Source organism: Pseudomonadota bacterium (assembly GCA_037200975.1).
Lineage (GTDB): Bacteria > Pseudomonadota > Gammaproteobacteria > Steroidobacterales > Steroidobacteraceae > CADEED01.
Map to the genome: position 1 here is coordinate 1,874,139 of JBBCGI010000001.1, position 24,623 is coordinate 1,898,761.

A 24,623-nucleotide genomic window follows, 5' to 3' on the forward strand; every position below is an offset into this window, starting at 1 on the left:
ACCGGGTTCACGTCCCGGCGCCGATCACCGGCAGCTCGATGGCGCTGGGCGCCTGCGGCGTGTGCCAGATACGCTGCGTGGCCTTCACGAAGTCCCCGGGCTTGGCGTACATGATGTTAGGTACGAAGCTCTGCGGATTGCGGTCGTAGAGCGGGAACCAGCTCGACTGGATCTGCACCATGATGCGGTGGCCCGGCAGGAAGGTATGGCTGACGTTGGGCAGCGGCAGCCGGTACGGCAGCGTCTTGCCCGCGGCCACCGGGCGGGCCTGCGCAAAATCCTCCCGATAGCGGCCGCGCAGGATGTCGGCCGAAAGCATCTGCTGGTAGCCGCCGAGCTCCGGACGGTTGGGATCCTCGTCGGGCCACACGTCGATGATCTTCACCACCCAGTCGACGTCGGTGCCGCTGGTGGAGCCGAACAAATGTGCGATGGGCTCACCCGCCACGCGCACCGGCTCGGCGAGCGGCGCGGTCTCGTAGACGAGCACGTCGGTCCGGGAAGCCGCGTGGCGCTGGTCATCCACCAGCCACTCCCGCCAGGTGGAATTCGTCGCGCTTTTGCTCAGCGTCGGGCGTTGCCGGTAGGGCACGGGCTTGGCGGGGTCGGAAACGTATTCGTCGTACCGGGCGCCCGCGGCGGCCGGGCGCTCGAAGCTCAATTGCCCGCCGGACAGTAGATAGAGCGAGCGCGAAGTTTCCGGGCAGCCCTGCGCGCAGGCGCGCGGCCAGGCATCGTAGCGCTGCCAGCGGTTGACGCCGGTCTCGTACGCCAGCACGGGCGGCAGCTGCGGCGCGGGCGCATCTTTCAGATAGTGGTCCAGAAAAGGCTGCATCACCTGCCGGCGAAACCATCCGCCGGTATCGCCATCGAACCGCAGCAGCCCGAGGCTGCTGCCGTCGCGCAAGCTCTGCCCGTGGGACCACGGACCCATCACCAGGTGCAGCTTCTCGCCGCGCGGGTCCTTGGAGGCGAGCGCCTTGTACACGGCGGGCGCGCCGTAGATGTCTTCCTGGTCGAAGAGGCACGCGACCAGCAGCGTCGGGACGATCAGCGGTTCACGCGCCAGCAGCTTGTCGACCGCCTGTTCCTGCCAGAAGCTGTCGTAGGCGGGATGCTCGACCAGCGCGCGCCAGAAGCCGAACTGCTCCAGTCCGCGCGAAGCAGCCAGGGCGCCGGCGCTGCCGGCGCGCAGATATTCGTCATAGGTGTCGCGTACGCCGGTCCACCACTTCTCCTGGTTCCTGCGGCTGGATTCGTGCTCGTAGATGAAATCCAGCGAACTGGCCTGGCGGAAGGCACCGTAGTGAAACCAGTCATCACCCATCCAGCCGTCGATCATGGGGGCGACGGGCACCGCCGCCTTGAGCGCCGGATGCGGGCGAACGGTAGATAGGATGGTGGTGAAGCCGCCGTAGGAGACGCCGATGGTGGCGACGCGGCCGTTGGATTCGGGGACGTTCTTCACCAGCCAGTCGATGGTGTCCCAGGTGTCGGTGGCATGGTCGACGTCGGTCGGGTTGAGCGGTCCCCGCAGCGGACGGTTCATCACATAGTCGCCTTCGGAGCCGTATCTCCCGCGTACGTCCTGCGCGACGATGATGTAGCCGGCGGCGACGGCGGTATCGAACATCTGGCCGACCACCGAGGCGAGGTTCGGGCTCTCGGTGCGCGAGACGGTCCTGGACGCGCCGTAGGGCGTGCGATTCATCAGCATGGGCGCGTTGCGGGCGCCCTTGGGGACGACAATGAAGGTCTTCAGCTTCACGCCGTCGCGCATGGGGATCATTTCCTCGCGCCTGACGTAGTCGAAGGTTTCGGTATGGGGCTTGAAGGTCGCGGGAATGTCGCTGGGCAGAGCGCCTGCGGGCGGCGCGCCGTGCAGCGGCGCGCAACACAGAAAAACCAGCGCCGCACCCAGCAGTGCCGAGCCGAAACCCGGCAACGGCTTCATCACAGATGGCTGCCCGCTTTCGCGTAGGTCTTTTCTCCGGCCGTCACCGCGAGATCGAGGCGATTTTCCGGCGGCGGCAACAGGCAGGTACCGAACTCGGTGAAGGCGCACGGTGGCGTATAGGTCCGGTTGAAGTCGATCACGACTTCGCCGTTGGCATCCGGCGGGGGCGTGAAGAGGAATCGGCCGGAAGGATAACTACCCTTGCCATTGGTGCGGTCCGCGAACATCAACGACAGCCCGCGCGCGGAGTCTCCGATCACCTCGAGTCGGAATTGCTTGCCACCGCGCTCGAACTCCACGACGCCCGGATTCGCTTGGTCATTCAATCCACCCAGGATGTCCAGCACGGGCACCACGCGTCCCGATTCATGTGGCACGAACTTTCCCTTGATGCGCCAGCCCGCATCGATGGGCCAGTAGTCGAGGCCAGCGAAGTTGCGGCGCCCCGGGGCATCCGCATGATGCACGCGCAGTGCGCGACGCCCGCCACTCAAGATCAAGCTGATCGAACCCTTGCCGCCGTCGAAGGCTACGGTCGTCGCAGGGGTGCCCTTGTCGCGCTTCTTCAATTCCACGGGCCCGTTCGGCGCCGCTCCATCGACGACCAGCGGCACGCCCGGCTCGGCAATGAATAACGCATGGCCGTCCTTCTCCTCGATGACGCCGACACGCGCCGGACCGATGGCGAGGCGGAAATCGCTGCCCGCCGCGCTGCCCACGGAGTATCGGCCCGGCTCCAGCCAATACATGCCGATGATCGCCGTCCAGCCGTCAGGCTTGAGCAGACCCTCGACACGCTTCTTGCGGTAGTCCTCGATCTCCTGGACCAGCGCCGCATCCTGCGCAGAACTCTCCGCGCGATTCGCGCCGGTGGGCGCCGCAGTACTCCAACCGTTCAGCGACATCCATGTCGCACCCACCACCGCCAGCGTGGTCAACCTCTTCATGACTGAACTCCCCACACCCGCTTAGAAATCGATACGCGCGTTGACCGCCAACGTTCGCGACGCACCCGGCGAGAACGCGTTGAACGCGCCGTCCCAGTAGCGACGATCCAGCAGGTTGCGTACTTCGGCATTGAAGATGACGTTCCGGCCAGCCAGCTTCGTGCCCCAATTGCCGCCGATGTTGGCCACCGCGTAGCCCGGTGAGTACACGCTCAGATCGCCGGCCTGGATGTGGTTGATGACCTTGTCCCCAAGGTACTTGACGTCGGCATGCAGACTCAGGCCAGCCAGCGCAGGCACGTCGTAGGTGATATCGAACGCGCCACTCAAACGCGCGGCACCCGGCAGACGACGATCCAGCAGCCAGTCGTTGACGCCCTTGGTGTACTTGGCATCGAGCAGGACCGCCGAGCTGCCCACGACCCAGCTCTCCCCGAGACGAACACGAGCACCCAGCTCGACACCGTCATAGAGCTGCTCGCCCCCTTGTACCAGGTAGTTAGCACCGTCCACGTAGGTGGCACCTTTGGACAAGCGGAAGACCGCCGCCGAGAGCGCCCAGGAGGTCTTCTCGACTTTGACGCCCAGCTCGTACTGATCGCTCTCGATGGGATTCAGCTGCTCGCCCGCGTTCACGTAGGTAACACCCACGGTCGGTCCCTGCTGCAGGGACTGCACATAGCTGACATAGGCGGTGACGCTTTCCTGCGGCTTGTAGATCAGCGCCAGCGTCGGAGTCGTGACGTCCTTCTCGTAGCGGCTGGTCCGCAGGCCGGTGAAAATGTTGAACGACTGCTGCAGATACCGCGTGAAACGCAGACCTCCCAACACCGAAAACTTCTCGGTGAGGCCCACCGTATCGCTCAGGTAGGCGGATTTCTCCTGGTACTGGCTGGCCTTGATGCCGTCGATCCGTGTGGCGCCCACGTTGGGCCACTCTTCGGGCGAATAGTCGTAAAGATTCCCGCCGGGCTGGTCCACCGCCGTGTAGTTGGTCGTGGCGTAGTTGAGGATCAGATCCTGCCAGCTCACGCCGGCCGTCACGTGGTGGGAGACCGGCCCGGTGTCGAAGCGACCCTGCACCAGCGCGCGCGCGAAGTCGTAATCGAACACGTCATAGTAATCGTTCAGCCGGTTTACGTAGGTGCCGCCCTCGTCCCGCAGGCGGACCGTCTCGTACGGAAAGCGGTAGTTAGTATACGTCTTGCCGTAGTTGACGTTCAGATCCCAGCCGTCGCTGATCCGCCACTCCAGTCCGGTGGTGCCGGAAGCGAACTCGGTGTCGCTGAACACGTCGTCCGACGCCAGCGTGCGGGTGCTGTCGACCGGTTTCGGCAAACGATCGTTGCGATACACGGTCGTGTCGAGGACGAACAAGGGGTCGGGCCGGTCGATCTTGCTGTCCTGGTACAACAGGTCGGTGACCCATTTCAGATTCTCGGTGATGCGCACTTCGAAATTGGCGGTCGCGGCCTTGCGATCCACGTCGGAGCCGGAGTAAGTCTCACCCTGCTCGTTCACCAGATTGATGCGGTAACCAAATACGCCTTCGCCGACGCGGCCGCCCACATCGACGTGCTGCGAGAACAGCTGATCCGAACGGTAGCCGACGCTCAAGTTCAACAACGGCTGGTCGGTCGGTCGCTTGGTGAGGTAGTTGACGATGCCGCCTGGCGCGCCGACACCGTAGAGGAAGCCGCTCGAACCCTTCAGCAACTGGATTTCCTCCACCGCTTCGAGCGGCAGCGTCGCCCCATAGTAGGTAAGGGGCAGGCCGTTGACCCGCACACTGTTCACCCAGTCGAGCGACAAGCCGCGCACGGAGATTCGCTGCGCATACATGTTGTAGTCCGTGCCGCCTTCGCGTGCGACGCTGGCGTCCTTCGCAAACACCGCGGGCAGGGAAGCGGACTGATGCCGCTCGATGTCCTCCTTGCCAATCGCATACACGGAAAACGGCGTGTCGCGCAGCGTGCGCGTGCCGAGCGCGCTGGCGCCCGAATCGATCACGCGTTTGGCGCTGACCAGAACTTCGTCCAGGTCGTCACGATTGGACGCGGTTTGCGCGTGGGCGGAAAAGCTGATCGCCGCCGCCACCGCGAGTGTCAGGGCACGGACATGCGGTCCGCGGTTGCGCGACGTGCTCCGTCGCGGGGCCGACGGGGCGGCGTTGAACTCGAGCTTCATGGTTTCACTCCGGTAACTTGCAATGCTGTTCATGAGAGGGGTTATTAGTCGCCGATACTGATGCCCAGCGACAGGATTCCAGCGATCGTGGAAAACCGGGTTCCTGTGAGCTCTTCATCTGGTCGTCGTTCCAGGTCGGGGGGCGCAATCTAGCGTCGGGCACACGCATCTCGATACTCACTTTTCGGCGAAGCCTGATAGCGAAATTGATGGTCGAATGACGCGTTTTCCAATACTTGTGAGCACCCCTTCGATCGATGCTCGAAGGAGCTTGTTAGTGTCTCAACTAACAAAGTTTCAGTACGCGATGCCTTCTCGTTCCCTGTCGCCGCGCTGGACTGTTGTTAGCGTGCGCGGCGGTTGTTGAAACTTAGAACACAGGGAAAAGACCGTCGCAAGCCGGTTCCAAAGCTGTCACCGACGCGTATCGAACGATGGACGCGGGGGAGATTTCAGGCGTTGATTGAGCCGGTGATGGCGCCGGAGAACACACCGGGCCCGGATGCGGCATCAGAAATACCGCCCGTTCGCGCGACGGCATCGGAGGCGGAAAGGCTGCGCATCGACGGTAACGGGTTCGTAACCACGACAGCTCAGCGGCAACAACTGTTTAGAAGACCTAAAATAGATTTTAGGAAATCTTCCGGCCAACGTCCGGACCGATGGGCAGCGAATGAAACGCATGTGGTTCTGCGCAACGTGCCGCTGTCCATGGGCAAGCGTCGCGGAGACTTTGTGGAATGCGCCTGTCACGCGCTCACGTTCGACGCATCCGGCTCCTCGCAGCGCTGATTCGCGCGGACGAAGCGGTTCGATCCGGCGGTTGGAAATGTCAGCGCGGGCGCGTGACGCTGCCGGCAGATCGCGCCGCCGGTGCACGGCGACTCTCGAAGATCGTGCGCGCCTCGAGCAAGGGCTGCGGATCGACCAGCTTCGCGAAATCGAGTGGGCGTGCGAGGAATCCACCGGCGAAGAGCTCATCGCCCTTGGCCCGCAGCAACTCCAGCCGCAGCGGTGACAGCGTCAGGTCCAGTTGCCGATGGATGCGCGATGAATACGCATCCGTGACGAAATCCACCGGCAGACCCGTGTCCTGAGCAATGATCTGCAGCGCGTCGCGTTCGTGGTTGCGCGCCCATTCGTCCGCCTCGAGAAGCCGCGCCAGCCAGCGGGCCACGATGTCCGGATGCGAATCGACCAGGCTGCCGGTGGCCGTCAACACCAGCGGCTGGGCCGCATGTACGTCCCCCGTTTCCTCGGGCGCCGTGAGATCGATCAGTACCACGGGGCCCAGGAAAGCTTTCACCACCGCGCCCATCGCAGCGTCGCTGTAGATGACGTCCACCTGGCCACGTAACAACGCGTAGATCTCCTCACGTTGCACCGCGAACTGACTGCGTGCACCCCAGAGCGACCGTCCGGCATCCTGACCGGTGACGGCATCGTCGATGTACGAGCGTTCGATATCTATCTCGACGAACTCGACGTCGCCAGGCTCGAGACCGGCTCTGCGCAAGGCGGCGCGATATCCGGACATGACGAGTGCGCGCCACCAGTCGACGCTGTCGCGAGTCCGCCGTGGAACGCTGAGCCGCTTTCCGCGCAGGTCCTCCGGCCGTTTCAATCCGGAATCCTGCAGCGCCAGCACCGCGGCCGTGCGATCCGGCCAGCTCAAACCCAGGATCCGCACATCGACATCCCGCGAGGCCGAGACGAGCGGCGGTACGTATCCGCCAAACCGAAAGGCGTTGGCCTGGGATTGCGTGTAGTGAGACAGATGGACGCTGCGCTCGGTGGCCGAGGCCAGGGAACGGACCTCGATGCCGTCGGCCAAAAACTCCTCGTTGAGCCAGCCCTGCTTGATGGCGACCGAAGCGGCGGTAGGCGCCGGACAACGTGTGTACCAAAGCGTGTCCAGGGGCGGTTTCAGGGCCATGCGAACGTGTCCCGCTATTTCTGCGCCGGGGAGAGCAAGGCATTCAGCAGGAACTTGTAGGTTCCGTAGGTCTGCGCCCGGTGGTGATCGCGAAAACCGATCAGCACCACGCGGCCTTGGCCCTGCTTCACTTCCAGCACGGCTGCCCGGCCGCTGATGGGTTTCTCGCTGCCTTTCATCGCTCCTTGAATCAGGACGTGATCGCGTGGATACCGCGCGACGATCCGGGTCAGCGATTCGCCGGTGTCTGGCACCTGCGGAGTGAAAGCGGCGCTTTGAATGAACATCGCGGTGGCTTCGTCCGGCATGCCGTAGCCCAGCGGCTGTGTGTTGTCGACTTCGATGCGCACCAGTGAAGACGGTATCCAGAAATCATCGGTCTTCAGTCCCTCGAGCGCGTTGCGAACCGGCAAACCAAACTCTTTGGTAAAGAGCATGCCCGCGCTGTCGACCGCCACGATCGTCCCGCCCTTGGCAGCGAACGCCTTCAGTGCGGCAACGCCTGACGCGCCGATGCCGCCCTGCACCTCCGGTGGATATTCGCTGTCGGCCGAATTGCCGGACTTGATGCGGTCCGCAGATTCATTGGCGAACAGGATGACGGAGAACTGTTGCGTCAGATCGCCCTTCAGGTCGGCGTTGTGCAAAGTCGTGAACTCGAACCCGAGGTCATCGAGAACGTAGCGCGCCCAGCCCTCGTCCATGTTCGGGCGCCACGATTGATAGACACCGATACGCGGCTTGGATAGCGGCTTGATGTCGAGGTTGCGGATACTGTCGAGCCCGTAGGCTTCGACGCGCCACTTGTCGAGCAGCGCGGGCAGGGCTTGTTTGACCTGGGCGGTGGACTCGACGATGAAACTGCCCGCCGGCAGCGTGGTCCCGCCGACCTCGAGCGCACCGCTCGAACGATACACCGCGTTTTTAGCGTTGAGCAGTGCGGCGGCGACCGCGTACGAAGCATTCGCGCGCGTATCGAACACCACATAAGACGTCGCTGGGACGGACACCGACGGCACGGGAATGTCGACCAGCTTCTTGAATTCCGCCTTGAACGGTTTCTCGATCTGGCTGTACTCGACGCCCATCTGCAGCGGCAGCGACCACGACGCGTCGTCGCGCAGCACGCTGGGAACCGCATCGTCGGGGTAGTTCCTGTCGCGGCTCAGCTGGTTCACGACGTAGGGCCGATAGGGTTGCGCGGAGAAGACGATGAAATCGCCGGCGGCGAAGGACTTTCCGTCCGCAACGAAAGGCGCCGTCGCCTGCTGGATTTCCGCGCCGCCGAACTTGAGCACTTCGATCAGCTTGAGCGTGGTCGGATTGTCGTGCTGCGCGGCCGGAATGACGAAGGCATAAGGATCGCCGGGATGTTCGCCTTCGACCGCGTCGCGTCCCATCTGGTAGTAGTTGTAGAGCCAGTCGGATTTTTGCGCCGACGCCGTCTCGATCAGGCTCATGGAAGTCTTGCCCGCGTAGTCGACCACATCGCGCAGGCGCCACCAGCCGCCCGGCCACGGGTCCGGGAAGTGCAAGCTCTTGCGGGTGTAGTAAGGCTCGAGTTCGGCGGGATCGATGTGCACCGGGGTCGCGATGTTGGTCCAGGCAATCTCGGTGAATACGGCGGTCGTGTTGCGCACCGTCGCGCCGCAGGTCAGCGTGCCCTTCCACCATGCCGACGCGAATATCTGGTCATGGACCGCGCCTTTCATGCCGGCTGCCTGCAGATCGTAGGTCATGCGCGAGCCGATCAGGCCGATGCCACGGAAGACGAGCGGGTGCACGTTCTGGTCGGCGGGCTCCATGTAGGGCGGCACGAATATGCGCGCACCCGTTGCGCCCATCTGATGCGGATCGTCCATGATCTGCGGAAACCAGTCGTGCCACAGCACCTGGTCGATGGCGCGCGTCTCGGGCAGGTTGTACATGATGCCGTCGCGATTGTTGTCGTGGCCGGCGTAGTGGTGGTACAGCCAGGGGATGTCGCCGCCCTCGTACTTCGTGCCGAGGTACTTCTTGTACCAGTCGGAGATCATGATGAGCCCGTCCGGGTTGGCGACGGGAACCAGCAACACGATCACATCGTCCAGGACCTTGGCCGCGTCGAACGGCGTATCGCCGACGGCCAATCTGTACGCGGTCTCCATGGAGGCCTGCGACGAGCCCACTTCCGAGGCATGCAGGCCGTGCGTGATGAGCACGATGACCTTGCCTTCCTGGCTGAGTTTCCGCGCATCCGCAGCCGTCAGCCCGCGCGGATCACTGAGACGTTTCGTGATCGCCCGGTAGCGATCGACATTCGGCATGTTCTTTTCCGAAGTCACGATCGCCATGAGCATCGGCACGCCGAGCGTGCTCTTGCCGATCTCCACCACCGACACGCGCTTCGACTCCGCGGCCAGCTTGGTGAAATAGGCGTTGATCTGGCGGGTATCGGCAAGTTTCCGATCCGCCCCGACCTTGTGTCCGAGAAACGCCTCGGGCGAGGTCTGCGCTTGAGCCAGACCCGATACCAACGACGCGAGCGCAACGATCAGCCTTGCCGGATTCATCACGAAACTATCTCCTCGAAGTGTGGGGCGCCGTCCGAAACCATGAGCGCATCAGTAGATAGGCGCGAGGCGCTCGACGGTGCATGAAAGGGTCAACTCGCCGCGATCGCCCGTTCTATGTCCGCCCGCGTGACCGGGCCCAGGAATTCGCGCTTCACGTTTCCCTGCGGATCGATGAGATACGTCATGGGCAGCCCGCGGGGAGCGGCGATTCCCGGCGGCATCTCGAAGGGATCGACGATGGCGATCGGGTAGGAAACGGGCCGCCTGGCGAGCGCCTTCTGCAGTGCCTCCGGCTCTATCTGCTCGTAGGCAAGGCCGACGACATTCACGTGGTCGTGCGCGTCGTGCAACGCGGAGAGCTCCGGCATCTCTTTCACGCACGGCGCGCACCAGGTCGCCCAGAAGTTCACCACCACCCAGCTCCCCCGTTGAGAAGTCAGATCGTAGACGCCGCCACCGATGAGCGGCAGGCGCAAGGCCGGAAACTCCGTGGCGCTTTTCGGAACGGCGGCCGGGGACTCGACCGCCTTCGCCGGCGCAGCCTGGGCAGTGACTGACTCGGGACTCTGGCCACAGCCCGCCACGAACAGCGTGAGCAGGCAGCCCGTGAAACACCAACGCCGTGATCGAGACGTCATCACAGATGCGTTGCGCCCGAGTACGTCTTTTCTCCGGCCGTCACTGCGAGATCGAGGCGATTCTCCGGCGGCGGCAACAGGCAGGTACCGAACTCGGTGAAAGCGCAGGGTGGCGTGTAGGTGCGGTTGAAGTCGATCACGACCTCGCCGTTGGCGTCCGGCAGACCTGTGTAGAGGAATCGGCCGGAAGGATAACTACCCTTGCCATTGGTGCGGTCGGCGAACATCAATGACAGCCCGCGAGCAGCGTCTCCTATCACCTCGAGGCGGAATGTCTTGCCATTGCGCTCGAACTCCACGACGCCCGGATTCGCCTGGTCATTCAATCCACCCAGGATGTCCAGCACGGGCACCATGCGTCCCGATTCATGTGGCAAAAACTTTCCCTTGATGCGCCAGCCGGCATCGATGGGATAGTAGTCGAGGCCTTTGAAGTTCAGACGCGCCGGCGCGTCGGCGTGGCGTACGCGCAGCGCGCGACGCCCGCCACTCACGATCAAGCTGAGCGAACCCTTCCCCCCGTCGTAAGTCACGTTCGTCGCAGGAGTGCCCTTGCCGTAGCGCTTCAGTTCCACGGGCCCGGTCGGCGCCGCTCCGTCGACGACCACCGGCACACCCGGCTCGGCAGTGAACAGCGCGCGGCCATCCTTCTCCTCGACGACGCCAAGGCGCGCCGGACCGATGGCGAGACGGATGTCGCTGCCCGCCGCGCTGCCCACGGAGTATCGGCCCGGTTCCAGCCATTGCATGCCGATGGTCGCGGTCCAGCCGTCAGGCTTGAGCAGACCCTCGACGCGCTTCTTGCGGTAGTCCTCGATCTCCTGGACCAGCGAGGCATCCTGCACGGAATTCTCCGCGCGGCTCGCGCCCGTGGACGCCGCATTGCTCCAACCGGTGAGCGACATCCATGTCATACCCACCACCGCCAGCGCGATCGGCAACCTCTTCATGACTTCGCTCCGCACGTGATGCACCCGCTTAGAAGTCGACGCGGGCGTTGACTGCCACCGTGCGCGGCGCGCCCGGCGAGAACGCGCTGGTCGCACCGTCCCAGTAGCGACGATCCAGCAGGTTGCGCACTTCGGCATTGAAGGCCACGTCCCGGCCCGCCACCTTCGTGCGCCAGTTGCCGCCGAAGTTCGCCACCGCGTAACCCGGTGAGTACACGCTCAGGTCACCGGCCTGGATGTGATTGACGACCTTGTCCCCAAGGTATTTGACGTCGGCGTGCACGCTCAGACCTGCCAGCGCTGGCACGTCGTAGTTGATATCGAAAGCGCCGCTCACTTTCGAGGCACCCGGCAGACGACGATCCAGCAGCCAGTCGTTGACGCCCTTGGTGTACTTGGCATCGAGCACGACTACCGAGGTGCCCACCGTCCAGCTCTCGCCGAGACGAACACGACCACCAAGCTCGACACCGTCATACAGCTGCTCGCCGCCCTGTACGGTGTAGTTAGCGCTGTTCACGTAGGTCGCGCCCTTGGACAAGCGGAAGACCGCCGCCGAAAGGGCCCAGGTGGTCTTCTCGACTTTGACGCCCAGCTCGTACTGATCGCTCTCGATGGGATTCAGCAGCTCGCCCGCGTTCACGTAGGAAGTGCCCACGATGGGACCCTGCTGCAGGGACTGCACGTAGCTCAGATAGGAGGTGACGCTTTCCTGCGGCTTGTAGATCAGCGCCAGCGTCGGAGTCGTGACGTCTTTCTCGTAGACGCTGGTGCGCGCACCAGTGTTCACGTTGTACGACTCCTGCAGATACTGCGTGAAACGCAGGCCCGCCAAGAACGACAACTTCTCGGTGAGGCCCACCGTGTCGCTCAGGTAGGCGGATTTCTCCAGGTAGTGGCTGCCTTTGCTGTGCGGCGGAGTGCCGTCATACACATTGGCCCAGGTTTCGGGCGAGTAGTCGTAAAGATTCCCACCAGGCTGGTCCACCGGCGTGTAGTTAGTCGTGCCGTATGTGATGATCAGATCCTGCCAGCTCACGCCACCCGTCAGGTGGTGAGAGACCGGTCCGGTGTCGAAGTGACCCTGCACCAGCGCGCGCGCGAAGTCGTAATTGAACACGTCGTAGTAGTCGGCCAGACGGTTTACGTAGGTGCCGCCCTGGTCACGCAGTCGGAACGTCTCGTACGGAAAGCGGTACTCGGTGTAGGTCTTGCCGTAGTTGACGTTCAGATCCCAGCCGTCGCTGATCCTCCACTCGAGTCCAGTGGTACCCGACGCGAACTCGGTGTTGCTGAACGATTGGTCCGAGGCCAGTCTGCGGGTGGCGTCGACAGGATCCGGCAAACGTTCGTCGCGGTACACGGTGGTGTCGAGGACGAACAGCGGCTCGGGCCGGGCGATCTGGCTGTCCTGGTACAGCAGGTCGGTGACCCATTTCAGATTGTCGGTGATGGGCACTTCGAAGTTGGCGGTCGCGGCCTTGCGATCCACGTCGGAGTCGGCGTAAGTATTGCCTTGCTCGTTCACCAGATTGATGCGGTAACCAAACCCGCCGTCGCCAACGCGGCCACCCACATCGAGGTGCTGCGAGAACAGCTGATCCGAACGGTAGCCGACACTGAAGTTCAAGAGCGGCTGATCGGTCGGTCGCTTGGTGAGGTAGTTGACGATGCCGCCTGGCGCACCGACCCCGTAGAGAAAGCCGCTCGAGCCCTTCAGCAGCTGGACTTCCTCGACCGACTCCAGCGGCAGCGTCGCTCCATAATAGGTAAGGGGCAGGCCGTTGACCCGCACACTGTTCACCCAGTCGAGCGACAAACCGCGTACGGCGATTCGCTGCGCGTACATGTTGTAGTCCGTGCCACCTTCACGCGCCACGCTGGCATCCTTCGAGAACACCGCAGCGAGGGAAGCGGCCTGATGCTTCTCGATGTCTTCGCTGCTGATCGCAGTCACGGAAAACGGCGTGTCGCGCAGCGTGCGCGTGCCGAGCGCGCTGGCGCCCGAATCGATCACGCGCTTGGCGCTGACCAGCACTTCGGTCATTTCGGTGTTAGTGGCCGCGGTTTGCGCATGGGCGGAAAAGCTGATGGCAGCCGCCACTCCGAGCGTCAGGGCGCGGACGTGAAGTCCGCTGTTATGCGACCTGTTGCGCCGCAGGGCTGACTGAACGGTGTCGAACTCGAACTCCATGGTTTCTCTCCCATAACATGTTGTGTAATTCTGGTTATCGGAAGGGACTTGAAGTGTATGAGTCCCGACCACGGCTCTTGAAATGGCGATTTGTCCTATCGCCACTGCGAAGCCGATGATGATTGCGATTTTTTAGATCAGAGATTGCTTCCGCGGTCGCAGCAGCGCTGCGTGCGGAAGCCCGATTCCTTCAGGCACACATGGGAATCGGGTGCGGCGCGGCGGTGCAGCCGGCGCGCATGGCGGGTGTTTCTTGTTTCATCTCGTGAGCCAGGTGCCTCGATCGTGGCGCGGCACCTTGCCAAAGGTGATCGGGCCCGTGAAGCAATCAATTTTCATACTTATATATGGCGATGGAATGTAGCCCGCCGGATGACGGTGCTGCGCTCAGCCGCCGTGCCGGCTGGAAGCCAGCAGCGCGCGCAGTCCCAGCAGCCGTTGCAGCAGCAGCACCGCCCCGACAGAACTCAGGAAGACGAGGCTCGCAACCGCGGGCACGGCCGGATCGAGCTCGCCGTTGATGGCGTTCATGATGGCCACCGGAAACGTGGCCGAGCCCACACCGCCCAGCAGCACCGACACGGTGACATCGGTGAACGAAACCAGGAACGCATAGAGCCCGCCGGCGAATACGCCGGGCATCGCCAGCGGCAGGGTCACGCGCAGCAGCGCTCGCGGATAACTCGCGCCCAACGCCAGCGCGGCATCCTCGATCCGGATCGCGGCGGCACCGAGTGCGGCCACCGTCGCACTGATTACATAAGGAGTGGCCACGAATACATGCGCGAGGAACAGACCGAAGAACGTTCCGGCGAACTGCACGCCCGAAGCGACTGCGAGTGCGTGATAGGCCTGCAGGAAGGCCACTCCCGTGACGATGTAGGGAATCTGCAATGGCATCCGGAACAGCGAGCCCAAGGCGCGGTAAGTCCGCGGACCCACGCGAGCCAGACCCAGCGCCGCCGGCACACCCAGTGCGAGCGCAGCCGCGGCGGTCGCGGCCGCGAGCCGCACGCTGAACCACACTGACTCCCACATGGCCGGCTGAATACTGAAATACCAGCGCAGCGTGATTTCCTGCGGAGGAAAGCGGAGAAAGGCTGCGGGCCCCACGTCGGGTCCGCGATCCAGGGACGCGCCCAGCACCACCAGGATAGGTGCGTAGAGCAGCACGATGAGGATCGCGAGCCAGGTCCGGCACGCCACTTGCGCCACGTTTCGAAATCTCATGGCGGAGCCGCCATGCCGTGATGCGGACGGCCCAGGCGATCGGCGGCAAGATTCACGACGATCACCAGCAACAGCAGTATCACGGACAATGCAGCCGCCATGCCGTAGTCGTTGAACTGCATCAAGGTGCGCTGGATCAGCACGGGGAAGGTCAGCACGCGCCCACCACCCAGCACCGCGGCCACCGCGTATGCGCCCATCAGCAGGTTGAACTGGATCAGCGCGGTGGCGATCACGACCGGCAGGCTGAGCGGCCAGGTCACGCGCAGGAAAGTGCGCCACTTGCTCGCGCCCAGCGCCGCCGCGGCTTCTTCGCAGGCCACCGGAATCGTGCGCAGCGCGGTGTAGAGCATGGTCAGCGAGAAAGCGATCGACAGGTAGGCATAACCGACCATCACACCCGACAACGTGCCGATGAGACGGAATCCTTCGTCCGCGATGCCCAGCGCACGCAGCGCGCGATTGAACGGCCCTTCCATCCCGAACAGGATGACGAGCCCGAGCAGCTTCACGGCTCCCGCAAGAAACGATGAGCTGACCACCGCCGCCATGGTCCACGAGGCCATCCGCGGCGACAGGCGGGCCAGCGCATAAGCGGCCGGGTACGTCACCAGGATGGACAACACCACGACGACCGCCGAAATGACCAGCGTGAGTCGCAGACTGGGTAGATAGAAGTGGCCGCTGAATGCGGCGACGTAATTGTCGACGGACGTCGCGGGATCGATCTGTCCCATGCCCACATCGCGATGCAGGCTCATTTCCAGAAAGATCGCCTGCGTCGCCGCCAGCAACACCACGAGCAACAGCAGGTGAGGCGCGATCAGCAGAACGATGCGACGTAAGGCCGGTCTCATCCTGGACGGTACCTGCTGACCACGGATCCTGGACACTGGAGATGATAGGGCGCGGTGTCACTGCGCGCCTAAGGATGATTCACCATTTGCGGGCGGGATTTCAATGTGATCCGCTACCATTGCCGCACTCTGCGGATTACAGGAATTCGATGCGCCCAACGCCCCCCAACCATGACGCCATCGCCGCAGGTGCGCGCAATCTGCTGATCGCGGGCGCCCGCGTGCGCCGCGGTGGGAAGCTGCTCATCGTGACGGAGCCACCCGGCACCGGCCGCTATCAAGACAACCTCGCCGACCCTCTCGTTGCCGAAGCCGAACGCCTCGGCGCGCACGCCGAAGTGCTGGTCCTGCCGCTGACGACCGGACCGGAAGATCTGCCCGCGCCTTTGCAGGCGGCGCTGGAGCAGGCCGATCACACGGTGTTCCTGCATCGCATCGGCGATCAGTTGCGGTTCCGCGAAGTGTCCGGTGGCGGCACCAAGGTCATCAGCTACGCCCTGGATGATGACTACCTGGCCGAGGACTTCGGCCGCACGCCCGTGGCGGTGTTCGACGAAGTGCTGGAACGCATCCTCGCGCTGCTCCGGCGCGCCAAGCGTTACACCATCGTCTGCGCCAATGGCTCGCGCGCGATCATGCGAGTGGGCCGCGCACGCAAAATTTCCGTCAAGCCTTTTTCGATCGGCAATTTCCCGACGATGATCATTCCGCCGATCAGCGCCGACAAGCTCAGCGGCCGGCTCGTGCTCACCCATGCGCTCACCTCGACGGGCATTCACGACTACCCCGGCAGCGAGTTGCCATTGCCCACACCGGTCACGTTCCACATCGACAACGGGCGCATCGTGGACATCTCCGGCCAGACCGTGCTGGCCGCCACCGTGGACGCACACCTGACTCGGGTAGGTAAGCTCTTTTATGGTGGTGACCGGGGTGCGCTGTTCGGCTGGCACACGGGCATCAATTCCACCACTTTCTTTCGCGGCGATGCGCTGGCCGAGTCGGATCGCTGGAGTAATGTGGCTTTTGGCAGCCCGCGTTACAGCCACTTTCACTTTTGCGGCACGGAACCCGGCGAGATCAGCGGTGCGATATTCGACGCGACCATCGCCTTCGACGACCAGGTCGTGTGGAGCAACGGCCGGCTCGCGCTGTTCTCGGAGTCCGAGATCGACGACATCGCAAAGCGTCACGGAGTGGACCGGCGCGTTCTGACGGAACGCCGCGAGATCGGAGTGCCGGGCATCGCGTGACACACCGACGCCTCGCCTTCGCTCTGTTGCTGGCTGCCTGCGCCACGCTCTGCTCGTGCCGGCAGAGCACTCCCGCCGCGGACAAGAACGTCATCGTCATCGCAACCTATGGAGGCGGTTGGGCGGAACGGATACGGCGCGTGACCGCAGCGGAGATGTCGGCGCGCAACATCACCGTGCGCTTCGTCGAGGCCAACGCACAGGCTGCCATGGCCCGGCTGATCGCGGCGCGCGGCGGCCCTCCTCCCTTCGACCTGATGGAACTCGACGACGAGACCTACGTGGCGCTGCGCCGGGCCGACTATCTCGAGCGCTTCGATCTGACGCTGATTCCGCGCGTGCAGGAACTCGTGCCCGGCCTGCACGATGAATATCGCGTGCCGTTCTGGACCAACGAGCCGGGGCTGATCTACAACGCAGCCAAGTTCCGCGCCGAGGGCATCGATCCTCCGCAGCGGCTCAGCGACTTCGCCAATCCGCGCCTGGCGCGCCGAGTGATGCTGGGAGATCTCGGCCACTACACCGGGCTGTACGGCCTGGCGGCGCTGATCCATGAAAGCGGCGGCGATGTCAGCAATCCTCAGCCCGGCTTCGACGCCCTCGCCCGCATCAGTCCGCACTCCTATTTCACTTCGGCCGCCCTGATCGGCCAGCTGTTCGAGACCGGAGAACTATGGGCAGCGATGTCCACGGATGGAGCCGCCCAACGCTTCCAGAAATCCGGACTGGAGATGGGCATGGTGCATCTCGCCGCGGCTGACGAGCGGATCATGGTCGCGCGCGGCTATTTCGGACGGCCGCGCGGCAGCCACAATCCGCAAGCCGTGGAAGCGTTTCTCAACGCGCTGATTTCCGCCGAAGCGCAGCGGACCATCGGTCGCGAGACCGGCATGATCCCCGTGAATCGCGATGCGCTGCGCGACGCACGGGCCGACCAGCAGGCGGGCAAGGGCTACCGCTTCTCGATTCTCGACGAGCAGGCACTGACCCATGGCTACGTGCCTCCATACGAGCAGATCGACATGCGCGATTGGACGCAGCGATTCCAGAGCGCGGTCCTCGCGCAGCCGCGCTGAACCCGGGCACGCATCGTGGCCGGACTGATACTCGAAGGCATTGCCAAGCGGTTTCGCGACGTCGTCGCACTGCAGCCAACCGACCTGCGCGTCGAGCACGGAACTCTGCTCACGCTGCTCGGGCCCTCCGGATGCGGCAAGACCACGACACTGCGCATCATCGCCGGGTTCACCGAGCCGGACAGCGGCCGCGTGCTGATCGACGGCGTGGATCTCACGAATGCGCCACCGCGCCAGCGCAACGTCGGCGTGGTGTTCCAGGACTACGCGCTGTTCCCCCATCTGAGCGTGGCGGAAAATATCGCCTTCGGTCTGCGCGAGCGGCGTGCCTCCCGCGCGCACATCGCCGCGCGCACCAGCGAAATGCTGTCACTGGTACGACTGGAAGGACTGGCGCAACGCCATCCGGCGCAATTGAGCGGCGGCCAGCAACAACGCGTGGCCCTCGCGCGCGCGCTGGCGCATCCACCGCGACTGCTGCTGATGGACGAACCCTTCTCGGCGCTGGATGCGGCTCTGCGCGAGGATCTGCGTGCCGAGCTGCGTCGCATCCAGCAGCAACTCGGCATCACCACTCTCTTCATCACACACGACCGGCAGGAGGCCATGGCGCTGTCGGACAGCATCGGCGTGATGCGGGGCGGCCGCATCCTGCAACGCGGAACGCCGCGGGAGTTGTACATGCACCCGGGCTCCAGGGAAGTGGCGGAGTTTCTCGGCCCGGTCAACGTGCTCGATGTTCAGGCGCACCGCGCCGCCGGCCGTCCGCTGGCGCTGGATGTCGCATCCGCGCAGATCGGTGTGCGCCCTGAAAACCTCGCGATCTGCACCACCGGCGCAGTGCCTGCCGGCGCCGCGCATCTGCCGGGCCGGGTGCTGAGCACCGTCTATCACGGCAGCCAGGTGCATGTGTCGGTCGACGTAGGTTCCGCCACGTGGATCGCGCATGTGCCGGCGCGCGCCGAGATTCCCACCGGCGAGGTCCTGCTGACGTGGGCAGCGCAAGACACGCTGCATTTCTGAATCGGAGCGAACCTGCACACATGATCACTGAGTTCATTGCCGGCGAGGCAACCGCCGCGCTGCCCGACCAGACGATAGCCGTGCTCGCCTTCGAAGATGGCAGTCTGTGCGCTCACGGACGACAGCTCGATGCGCAGCTCGGCGGAGCACTGACACGCGCTTTCAACTCCCGTTTCCGCGGCAAACTGGAATCGCACGCCGTCGTCATCGCCGCGAGACCCGTGTTTCTCATCGGTGCCGGAACATCCGCGGAAGAATTGCCCGTGGAGGAAATCGCCGCATACGCCTGCCAGGCAGCCGACTCAGTCGGCTCGCAAGAATTGATTCTGCGACTGCCACACGCCAGCGCCGGGATCGCGGCGCGCGCGGCCTTCGGCGCGCGGCTCGGCATGTATCGCTTTCACCGCCATCGGCAATTCCTCCGCCCCGCCGAGCAGACGGTCCTGCGCCAGCTGCGCATCGTGGCCGACGATGTCGAGGCCGCGCACCGCGCGTCGATCCGGCACGAGGCGGTTGCCGATGGCGTGCTGTTCGCGCGGGATCTGAGCTCGGAACCCGCGAACGTGTTGAACCCGGTGGAGTTCGCAAACCGCCTTCGTGAACTCGAACGGCCGCAACTGCAGATCGAGATTCTCGGCGTGCAGGAGATGACCCGGCTTGGCATGGGATCGCTGCTTTCCGTTGGCCAGGGCAGTGCCTTCGAAAGTCAGCTCGCCATCCTGCGCTGGAGCGGCGCACCGGATCCCGCCGCTGCACCGGTCGCATTTGTCGGCAAGGGCGTCACCTTCGACAGCGGCGGACTGTCCATCAAACCCGCCTCGAGCATGGAGGATATGAAGTCGGACATGGGCGGTGCGGGCGCCATCGCCGGACTCATGCTGACACTGGCGCAGCGCAGGGCGCCCGTGAATGCCGTGGCCGTGCTCGGTCTCGTGGAGAACATGGTCGACAGCCATTCGACGCGCCCGGGCGACATCGTGAAGTCGCTTTCAGGGCGCACCATCGAAGTGTTGAACACGGATGCCGAGGGTCGCCTCGTGCTGGCCGATGCGTTGTGGTACTGCGAAGAACGCTTCAGCCCGCGCGCGATGATCGATGTAGCCACGCTCACGGGCGCGGTGATGGTCGCGCTCGGCACCGACTACGCGGGGCTCTACAGCGAAGACGACGCGTTGGCACAGGCGCTGCTGGCCGCTGGCGAGGCGGAAAAGGAACCGCTGTGGCGCATGCCGATGCCCGAAAGCTACGACCGGCATCTGCGCAGCGATGCGGCCGATCTGCGCAACATCGCGGCGATTCGCTTCGGCGGAGCCAGCATCGCCGCGCGTTTTCTGCGCAACTTCGTCAGAACGACGCCATGGGCGCACCTGGATATCTCATCGCCCACCTGGCGCAATCCGTCCGGTTCGCCGCTCGCGGTCGCGGGTGCCACGGGCTTCGGCGTCCGCGTGCTCAATCGTTTCATCGAAGATCATCACGAAGCGCCAGGCCGACTGGAATAACGCGAATTCCCACAAGCAGATACGCAGTCGTCAAAGTCGTATGCTAGTTTTCCGTACGGGGTGGGAGGATGAGGTGCCGCGCCACGGGAGATTGCGGATGACCTTGACACAACTGCGTTATGTAATTGGCGTGGTCGATTGCGACCTGAATGTAACTGCGGCAGCAGCACGGCTGCACGCAACACAATCCGGCGTTTCAAAACAGATCAAACAGCTCGAGGACGAACTGGGATTCCATCTCTTCGTCCGTATCGGCAAGTGCCTCGATCGCGTGACCGAGCCTGGCGAAAGCGTGGTGCTCAATGCCCGCGCGATCCTCGCGCACGTGGCGGAGATCCGCAGCTTGCTGGTCGACTGTGGCGATATCTCCGAGGACGGTCCTGCGCTGCGCTGCCCGCGCGCCCGCGGTTTGCTCTCCGTCCCGGATTCAATCGCCAAGAGCTGATTTTTTCCCGCTGCCTGGCGGAGAAAGTTTCGCGCGAGTGACGTCGCGACGAGCGGCGGTGCCGACTGCGTCCATCACCTTCGTAGCCCGCGGTCGCGGCCATGTGTGCCGCACCGTGCAGCGGACGACCAAGGCATGCAGCGTGGGCGACCGATCAGCGCCCCGCTTTCCACGCGAGGATGCAGCCGAGCGTCACCACCGCAATGAAGATCGACGCAGCCGCTCCGAGCAGCAGCGGCCGCCACCCGCGACTTCGCAGCTTTCGCACGTCGAGGTCGAGACCGAGGGCCGCCAGGGCCACCGTGAGCAGCACCACGGCGACCTGCACACCGAAATCTTTCAGATGCTCGGAGACGAGCCCGCTGCTGCCAACCAGCATCAGCACGAGGAATCCGAGCAGAAACCACGGGAAGACGGCCATCAAGGCACCACCGCGGGCAGGCGCTTGCCGGTCTTTCATTGCCCACAGCAGCAGAACGGTCGGTGCGAGCAAAGCCACGCGCGAGAGCTTTGCGACCATCGCGACGTCCCCGGCCGGCGTGCCTGCTTGTGCGGCAGCGGCGACTTGCCCGATCTCGTGAATGGAGGCGCCCGCCCACAGTCCGTAGCACTGCGCGTCCAGTCGAAGAGCGTGGGCCATCGCCGGGAAAAGAAACACCGCCACGGTGCCGAACAGGCTGACGCAGGCAAGCGCGTAGCTCACGTCCTCCTCCTCGGCGCCCACGACCGTGTTCGTCGCCATGACCGCCGAGGCTCCGCAGATCGAGGTGCCCGCGGCGATCAGCTGCGCGAGGCGCGAATCGACACCTAACAAGGCCCCGAGCGCGAGCGTCGACAGAAAGGTCGTCACGAGCCCGACGACCACGATGAACACGGCCGCGGCGCCGATATCCAGCACCTGCCCGACGGACAATTGCAGGCCCAGAACGACGATGCCCGCGCGCAGCGCATGGCGTGCCGAGAACTTGACGCCGTCCATCAGGGCCGGACGGATACCGAATATCGTGCGCGCGATGGCGCCCAGCAGCAGGGCAGTCACGAGAGGGCTGACCATCGAACTGCGGGACCAGCGCGCGATCATGATCGCGGCCGCGCCGATGATCGCGCTTGCGAGCAGCCCGGCGAGATTCTTCGACCACGCCGCGCGCATCCCCTGCCCGATGGTTCGATGCGCTTCGCTCGCTGTGTGCTGCATTCTGCAAACCGCGTTGTCTTGAGGAGAAACTGCGGCCGAACGCAGATCGTCAGGTGGCGTCGACAGAGTGCGTCGACAGAACTCGTCGCGGCATCGTCATGGTCGAAGGCGCATTTCGTCCAACGCATAGTTCTTCGGCCGACTATCAATCCGATTGATATGCTGGCGGCATGCGCGCGGCGATCAGTCTCAGGCAACTCGAAGTCTTTCTGGCGGTCGCTCGGCATGGGCAGGTGACCCGCGCGGCACGGGCGCTGCACCTCACTCAATCCGCCGCCAGCATGGCGTTGAGGCAGCTCGAACGATTGCTCGAGACCTCGCTGTTTCACCGCCTGCGCGGCAAGCTGCTGTTGACCGAGCGTGGACGATTGCTGCTCACCGAGGCGCCCGACCTGGTCGAAAGGGCGGGTGCGCTTCCGGCACTGCTCGCCGGGCGCGGTCGTCAATTACGCGGCGAGCTGCGCATCGCATCGAGCACCACGATCGGGCGCCACCTGATCGCGCCCATGCTTGGCATGTTCAGCAACCAGCATCCGCTGGTGCGCATCACGTTGTCGATCGGCAATGCCACGGTCGCGGCGCGTGCGCTGAAGTCGTATGAAGCCGATGTCGCGTATGTCGAGGGCTCGATCGCCGATGCCCCGCTGGAGGTGACGCCCTGGCGGAAGGACCAGATGCAGATCATCGTCAGCGCGGCACGGTGGCGCAGTCGCAGCCGCACCTTGCGCCCCGAGCAGCTCGGCTCGCTCGACTGGGTCATGCGCGAGCCGGGGTCCGGAACGCGCGAGATCCTCGAACACGCGCTGGCGGCAATCTCGCTGCCACTGCCGACCGAACGGCTGCGGCTGGAAGACTCCGAGGCCATACTGAGTGCCGTCGCTTCGGGCTTCGGAGTTGCCTGCCTCTCTTCCCTCGTCGTGGACGAGAGTGTGCGGGCCGGACGCCTGGTCGTGTTGCGCGCACCGTGGCTGAAACTCGAACGGACCTTGTGGTGCGCGGTGCGCCGCGGCGCCAAAGCGGGGCCGCTGCAACAGGCATTCATCGATTTCGCCGCCGGCAGGTAGTTAGGAGCCGTCGTCGCTCCACTGGCAGGGCTTCACGCCTCCGCCGGTCACTGCAACGCTTCAGTTCGGCGCCACGTATGCCTGCATGCGGCGCAGTCGGCCTTATGAAAATGTGGAATGAGAAGGCGGAACGCGATTGAAGGCGTAACGGGCTGTGCTAACGTCTTTGCGATGACCACACACGCAATGCGCCGGCCAGGCATTCAGCTCAGCATCACCCTGTTCGCACTGCTCGCAGCTGCGAGCGCCACCAGCCAGACGCCGGCGAGTTTCAGCCGCTCGGACCTCGCGGCCGCGCAAGCCCTGCTCAAGCGGGCGCAGGGCGACTCCACCGCCTATCAGCTGGCCGAATCGCTCACCACGGAAGTCGGGCCGCGTTTCTCGGGCACACCGGGCGACCGCGCGGCCGTTGTGTGGGCGCAAGAAGAGATGCGCCGCCTGGGTTTCGAGAACGTACACACGCAAGAAGTCGACGTGCCGCAATGGGTGCGCGGCGAGGCGGAATTCGCCGTACTCGAGCCGTGGCCACAGCCCATGCCCACGCTGGCGTTGGGCGGCACCGTCGGCACCCCGAACTCCGGCATCGAAGCCGAAGCGGTCATGGTCAAGGATCTGGCGGCGCTCACGGCGCTGCCTGCCGGCGCCGTGAAGGATCGCATCGTGTTCTTCAACAACCCCATCGAGCGGCGGCGCGATTGGGTCGAATACTCGCGCGCCGTGAGCGTGCGCGGCGCAGGTCCTTCCGCCGCGTCGGCGCTCGGCGCCGTGGGCGTGGTCATCCGTTCCATCAGCACCAGCGCGCAGCGCTTCCCTCATACCGGCGGGTCGCGCCAGCCGCAGGACGTACCACGCATCCCGGCGATGGCCATTTCGAACCCGGATGCCGACGCGCTCCAACGACAGTTCGCCAGCGGCCGCACGGTGCGTCTGCGGATCAAGAGCACCGCCCGCGAACTGCCGAAGCAGCGATCCGCCAATGTCATCGGTGAGATCCCAGGCACCGACCTCGCGCAGGAGATCGTCATCCTCGGCGCGCACCTGGATTCGTGGGACATGGGCGTGGGTGCGATCGACAACGCCGCGGGCGTGGGCCTCGTGCTCACCGCAGCGCATCTGATCCACGCGCAGGGACTCAAGCCGCGGCGAACGCTGCGCGTGGTGCTGTTCGCCAACGAAGAGAATGGCTCCGCGGGATCACGCGCCTACTTCGCCGCGCAGGAACAGACACTCGCGAATCATGTGCTGGGTCTGGAATCGGACTATGGCGCCGGACCCGTGTGGCAGTTCTCGACTCGCGTGAATCCGGCCGATGTCGGCGTGATCGACCAGATGTATCGCGTGCTCCGGCCGCTCAAGATGGACCGCGGCACCAACGAGGCGCCCGGCAACGCCGACCTGTCGCCGTTCGTGGCGCGCGGCATGCCCATCCTCGGGCCGGAACTGGACGGCACCTATTACCTGGACGTCCACCACACCGCCAACGACACCATGGCGCAAATCGATCCGGCGGCAATACGTCAGAGCGCGGCCACGTACGCCGTCGGTGTCTGGCTCGGCGCGCAGTACGCAGGCAAGTGGCAACGCCTGCCGCCCAAGCCGCCTCGTCGCTGAGCC

At 64.5% G+C, this 24,623-nt stretch carries 17 protein-coding genes and 1 pseudogene; 7 read left to right on the forward strand and 11 right to left on the reverse strand.

What is annotated here, in order from left to right; genetic code table 11:
• Window positions 1–7: 7 nt before the first annotated feature.
• The 10 genes from WDO72_08300 to WDO72_08345 all read right to left on the reverse strand — a co-directional run bounded on the left by WDO72_08300 (window position 8) and on the right by WDO72_08345 (window position 15,451).
• A complete protein-coding gene (locus WDO72_08300) occupies window positions 8–1,954 on the reverse strand; it encodes a CocE/NonD family hydrolase (protein MEJ0085668.1) in 1,947 nt (648 codons plus the stop codon).
• A complete protein-coding gene (locus WDO72_08305; protein ID MEJ0085669.1) occupies window positions 1,954–2,904 on the reverse strand; it encodes a DUF1684 domain-containing protein in 951 nt (316 codons plus the stop codon). Before WDO72_08305 ends, WDO72_08300 begins: the two co-directional genes overlap by 1 nt.
• Before the next feature lie 21 nt (window positions 2,905–2,925).
• Window positions 2,926–5,091, reverse strand: coding sequence for a TonB-dependent siderophore receptor (locus WDO72_08310; protein ID MEJ0085670.1), 2,166 nt, complete (start codon window positions 5,089–5,091; stop codon window positions 2,926–2,928).
• Window positions 5,092–5,923: 832 nt separating this feature from the next.
• Window positions 5,924–7,027: an ABC transporter substrate-binding protein gene (locus WDO72_08315; protein ID MEJ0085671.1), complete on the reverse strand. Its 1,104-nt coding sequence runs from the start codon at window positions 7,025–7,027 to the stop codon at window positions 5,924–5,926.
• A 14-nt stretch (window positions 7,028–7,041) separates the two neighbouring features.
• A complete protein-coding gene (locus tag WDO72_08320; protein MEJ0085672.1) occupies window positions 7,042–9,579 on the reverse strand; it encodes a M14 metallopeptidase family protein in 2,538 nt (845 codons plus the stop codon).
• A 92-nt stretch (window positions 9,580–9,671) separates the two neighbouring features.
• Window positions 9,672–10,220, reverse strand: coding sequence for a TlpA disulfide reductase family protein (locus WDO72_08325; protein ID MEJ0085673.1), 549 nt, complete (start codon window positions 10,218–10,220; stop codon window positions 9,672–9,674).
• Complete coding sequence (locus WDO72_08330) at window positions 10,220–11,170, reverse strand: DUF1684 domain-containing protein (GenBank protein ID MEJ0085674.1); 951 nt, start codon at window positions 11,168–11,170, stop codon at window positions 10,220–10,222. The genes WDO72_08325 and WDO72_08330 overlap by 1 nt, the downstream gene beginning before the upstream one ends.
• 28 nt (window positions 11,171–11,198) lie before the next feature.
• Window positions 11,199–13,364, reverse strand: a complete 2,166-nt coding sequence (locus tag WDO72_08335; GenBank protein ID MEJ0085675.1) for a TonB-dependent siderophore receptor — start codon at window positions 13,362–13,364, stop codon at window positions 11,199–11,201.
• 387 nt (window positions 13,365–13,751) lie between these two features.
• Window positions 13,752–14,594, reverse strand: coding sequence for an ABC transporter permease subunit (locus tag WDO72_08340; GenBank protein MEJ0085676.1), 843 nt, complete (start codon window positions 14,592–14,594; stop codon window positions 13,752–13,754).
• Window positions 14,591–15,451: an ABC transporter permease gene (locus tag WDO72_08345; protein ID MEJ0085677.1), complete on the reverse strand. Its 861-nt coding sequence runs from the start codon at window positions 15,449–15,451 to the stop codon at window positions 14,591–14,593. The genes WDO72_08340 and WDO72_08345 overlap by 4 nt, the downstream gene beginning before the upstream one ends.
• 149 nt (window positions 15,452–15,600) lie before the next feature.
• Between WDO72_08345 and WDO72_08350 the strand changes: the two genes are divergently transcribed.
• From WDO72_08350 to WDO72_08370, 5 genes and pseudogenes are all read left to right on the forward strand, one after another.
• Complete coding sequence (locus WDO72_08350; GenBank protein ID MEJ0085678.1) at window positions 15,601–16,704, forward strand: hypothetical protein; 1,104 nt, start codon at window positions 15,601–15,603, stop codon at window positions 16,702–16,704.
• A 155-nt stretch (window positions 16,705–16,859) separates the two neighbouring features.
• Window positions 16,860–17,780, forward strand: a complete 921-nt coding sequence (locus WDO72_08355; protein MEJ0085679.1) for an extracellular solute-binding protein — start codon at window positions 16,860–16,862, stop codon at window positions 17,778–17,780.
• Between the two features lie 15 nt (window positions 17,781–17,795).
• Window positions 17,796–18,803, forward strand: coding sequence for an ABC transporter ATP-binding protein (locus WDO72_08360; GenBank protein MEJ0085680.1), 1,008 nt, complete (start codon window positions 17,796–17,798; stop codon window positions 18,801–18,803).
• A 20-nt stretch (window positions 18,804–18,823) separates the two neighbouring features.
• Window positions 18,824–20,305 (forward strand): leucyl aminopeptidase, encoded by a 1,482-nt coding sequence (locus WDO72_08365; protein MEJ0085681.1) that lies wholly within the window; start codon window positions 18,824–18,826, stop codon window positions 20,303–20,305.
• Window positions 20,306–20,402: 97 nt separating this feature from the next.
• Window positions 20,403–20,627 (forward strand): annotated as a pseudogene (locus WDO72_08370) (LysR family transcriptional regulator).
• A gap of 277 nt (window positions 20,628–20,904) precedes the next feature.
• Here the strand turns inward: WDO72_08370 and WDO72_08375 are convergent.
• Window positions 20,905–21,900, reverse strand: a complete 996-nt coding sequence (locus tag WDO72_08375) for a putative sulfate exporter family transporter (GenBank protein MEJ0085682.1) — start codon at window positions 21,898–21,900, stop codon at window positions 20,905–20,907.
• Window positions 21,901–22,115: 215 nt separating this feature from the next.
• On the opposite strand from WDO72_08375, the gene WDO72_08380 reads away from it, so the two are divergent.
• Both WDO72_08380 and WDO72_08385 read left to right on the forward strand, forming a co-directional pair.
• Window positions 22,116–23,009 carry a LysR substrate-binding domain-containing protein gene (locus WDO72_08380; GenBank protein ID MEJ0085683.1) on the forward strand — a complete coding sequence of 298 codons (894 nt, stop codon included), beginning with the start codon at window positions 22,116–22,118 and terminating at the stop codon, window positions 23,007–23,009.
• A gap of 171 nt (window positions 23,010–23,180) precedes the next feature.
• Window positions 23,181–24,620, forward strand: a complete 1,440-nt coding sequence (locus WDO72_08385) for a M20/M25/M40 family metallo-hydrolase (GenBank protein MEJ0085684.1) — start codon at window positions 23,181–23,183, stop codon at window positions 24,618–24,620.
• Window positions 24,621–24,623 lie beyond the last annotated feature (3 nt).

Excerpts from the sequence above, each read along its gene's own strand:
- WDO72_08300 (MEJ0085668.1), bottom strand. The coding sequence starts at position 1,954 with ATGAAGCCGTTGCCGGGTTTCGGCTCGGCACTGCTGGGTGCGGCGCTG.
- WDO72_08305 (MEJ0085669.1), bottom strand. The coding sequence starts at position 2,904 with ATGAAGAGGTTGACCACGCTGGCGGTGGTGGGTGCGACATGGATGTCG.
- WDO72_08310 (MEJ0085670.1), bottom strand. The coding sequence starts at position 5,091 with ATGAAGCTCGAGTTCAACGCCGCCCCGTCGGCCCCGCGACGGAGCACG.
- WDO72_08315 (MEJ0085671.1), bottom strand. The coding sequence starts at position 7,027 with ATGGCCCTGAAACCGCCCCTGGACACGCTTTGGTACACACGTTGTCCG.
- WDO72_08320 (MEJ0085672.1), bottom strand. The coding sequence starts at position 9,579 with ATGAATCCGGCAAGGCTGATCGTTGCGCTCGCGTCGTTGGTATCGGGT.
- WDO72_08325 (MEJ0085673.1), bottom strand. The coding sequence starts at position 10,220 with ATGACGTCTCGATCACGGCGTTGGTGTTTCACGGGCTGCCTGCTCACG.
- WDO72_08330 (MEJ0085674.1), bottom strand. The coding sequence starts at position 11,170 with ATGAAGAGGTTGCCGATCGCGCTGGCGGTGGTGGGTATGACATGGATG.
- WDO72_08335 (MEJ0085675.1), bottom strand. The coding sequence starts at position 13,364 with ATGGAGTTCGAGTTCGACACCGTTCAGTCAGCCCTGCGGCGCAACAGG.
- WDO72_08340 (MEJ0085676.1), bottom strand. The coding sequence starts at position 14,594 with ATGAGATTTCGAAACGTGGCGCAAGTGGCGTGCCGGACCTGGCTCGCG.
- WDO72_08345 (MEJ0085677.1), bottom strand. The coding sequence starts at position 15,451 with ATGAGACCGGCCTTACGTCGCATCGTTCTGCTGATCGCGCCTCACCTG.
- WDO72_08350 (MEJ0085678.1), top strand. The coding sequence starts at position 15,601 with ATGCGCCCAACGCCCCCCAACCATGACGCCATCGCCGCAGGTGCGCGC.
- WDO72_08355 (MEJ0085679.1), top strand. The coding sequence starts at position 16,860 with ATGTCGGCGCGCAACATCACCGTGCGCTTCGTCGAGGCCAACGCACAG.
- WDO72_08365 (MEJ0085681.1), top strand. The coding sequence starts at position 18,824 with ATGATCACTGAGTTCATTGCCGGCGAGGCAACCGCCGCGCTGCCCGAC.
- WDO72_08375 (MEJ0085682.1), bottom strand. The coding sequence starts at position 21,900 with ATGCGCGCGGCGTGGTCGAAGAATCTCGCCGGGCTGCTCGCAAGCGCG.
- WDO72_08380 (MEJ0085683.1), top strand. The coding sequence starts at position 22,116 with ATGCGCGCGGCGATCAGTCTCAGGCAACTCGAAGTCTTTCTGGCGGTC.
- WDO72_08385 (MEJ0085684.1), top strand. The coding sequence starts at position 23,181 with ATGACCACACACGCAATGCGCCGGCCAGGCATTCAGCTCAGCATCACC.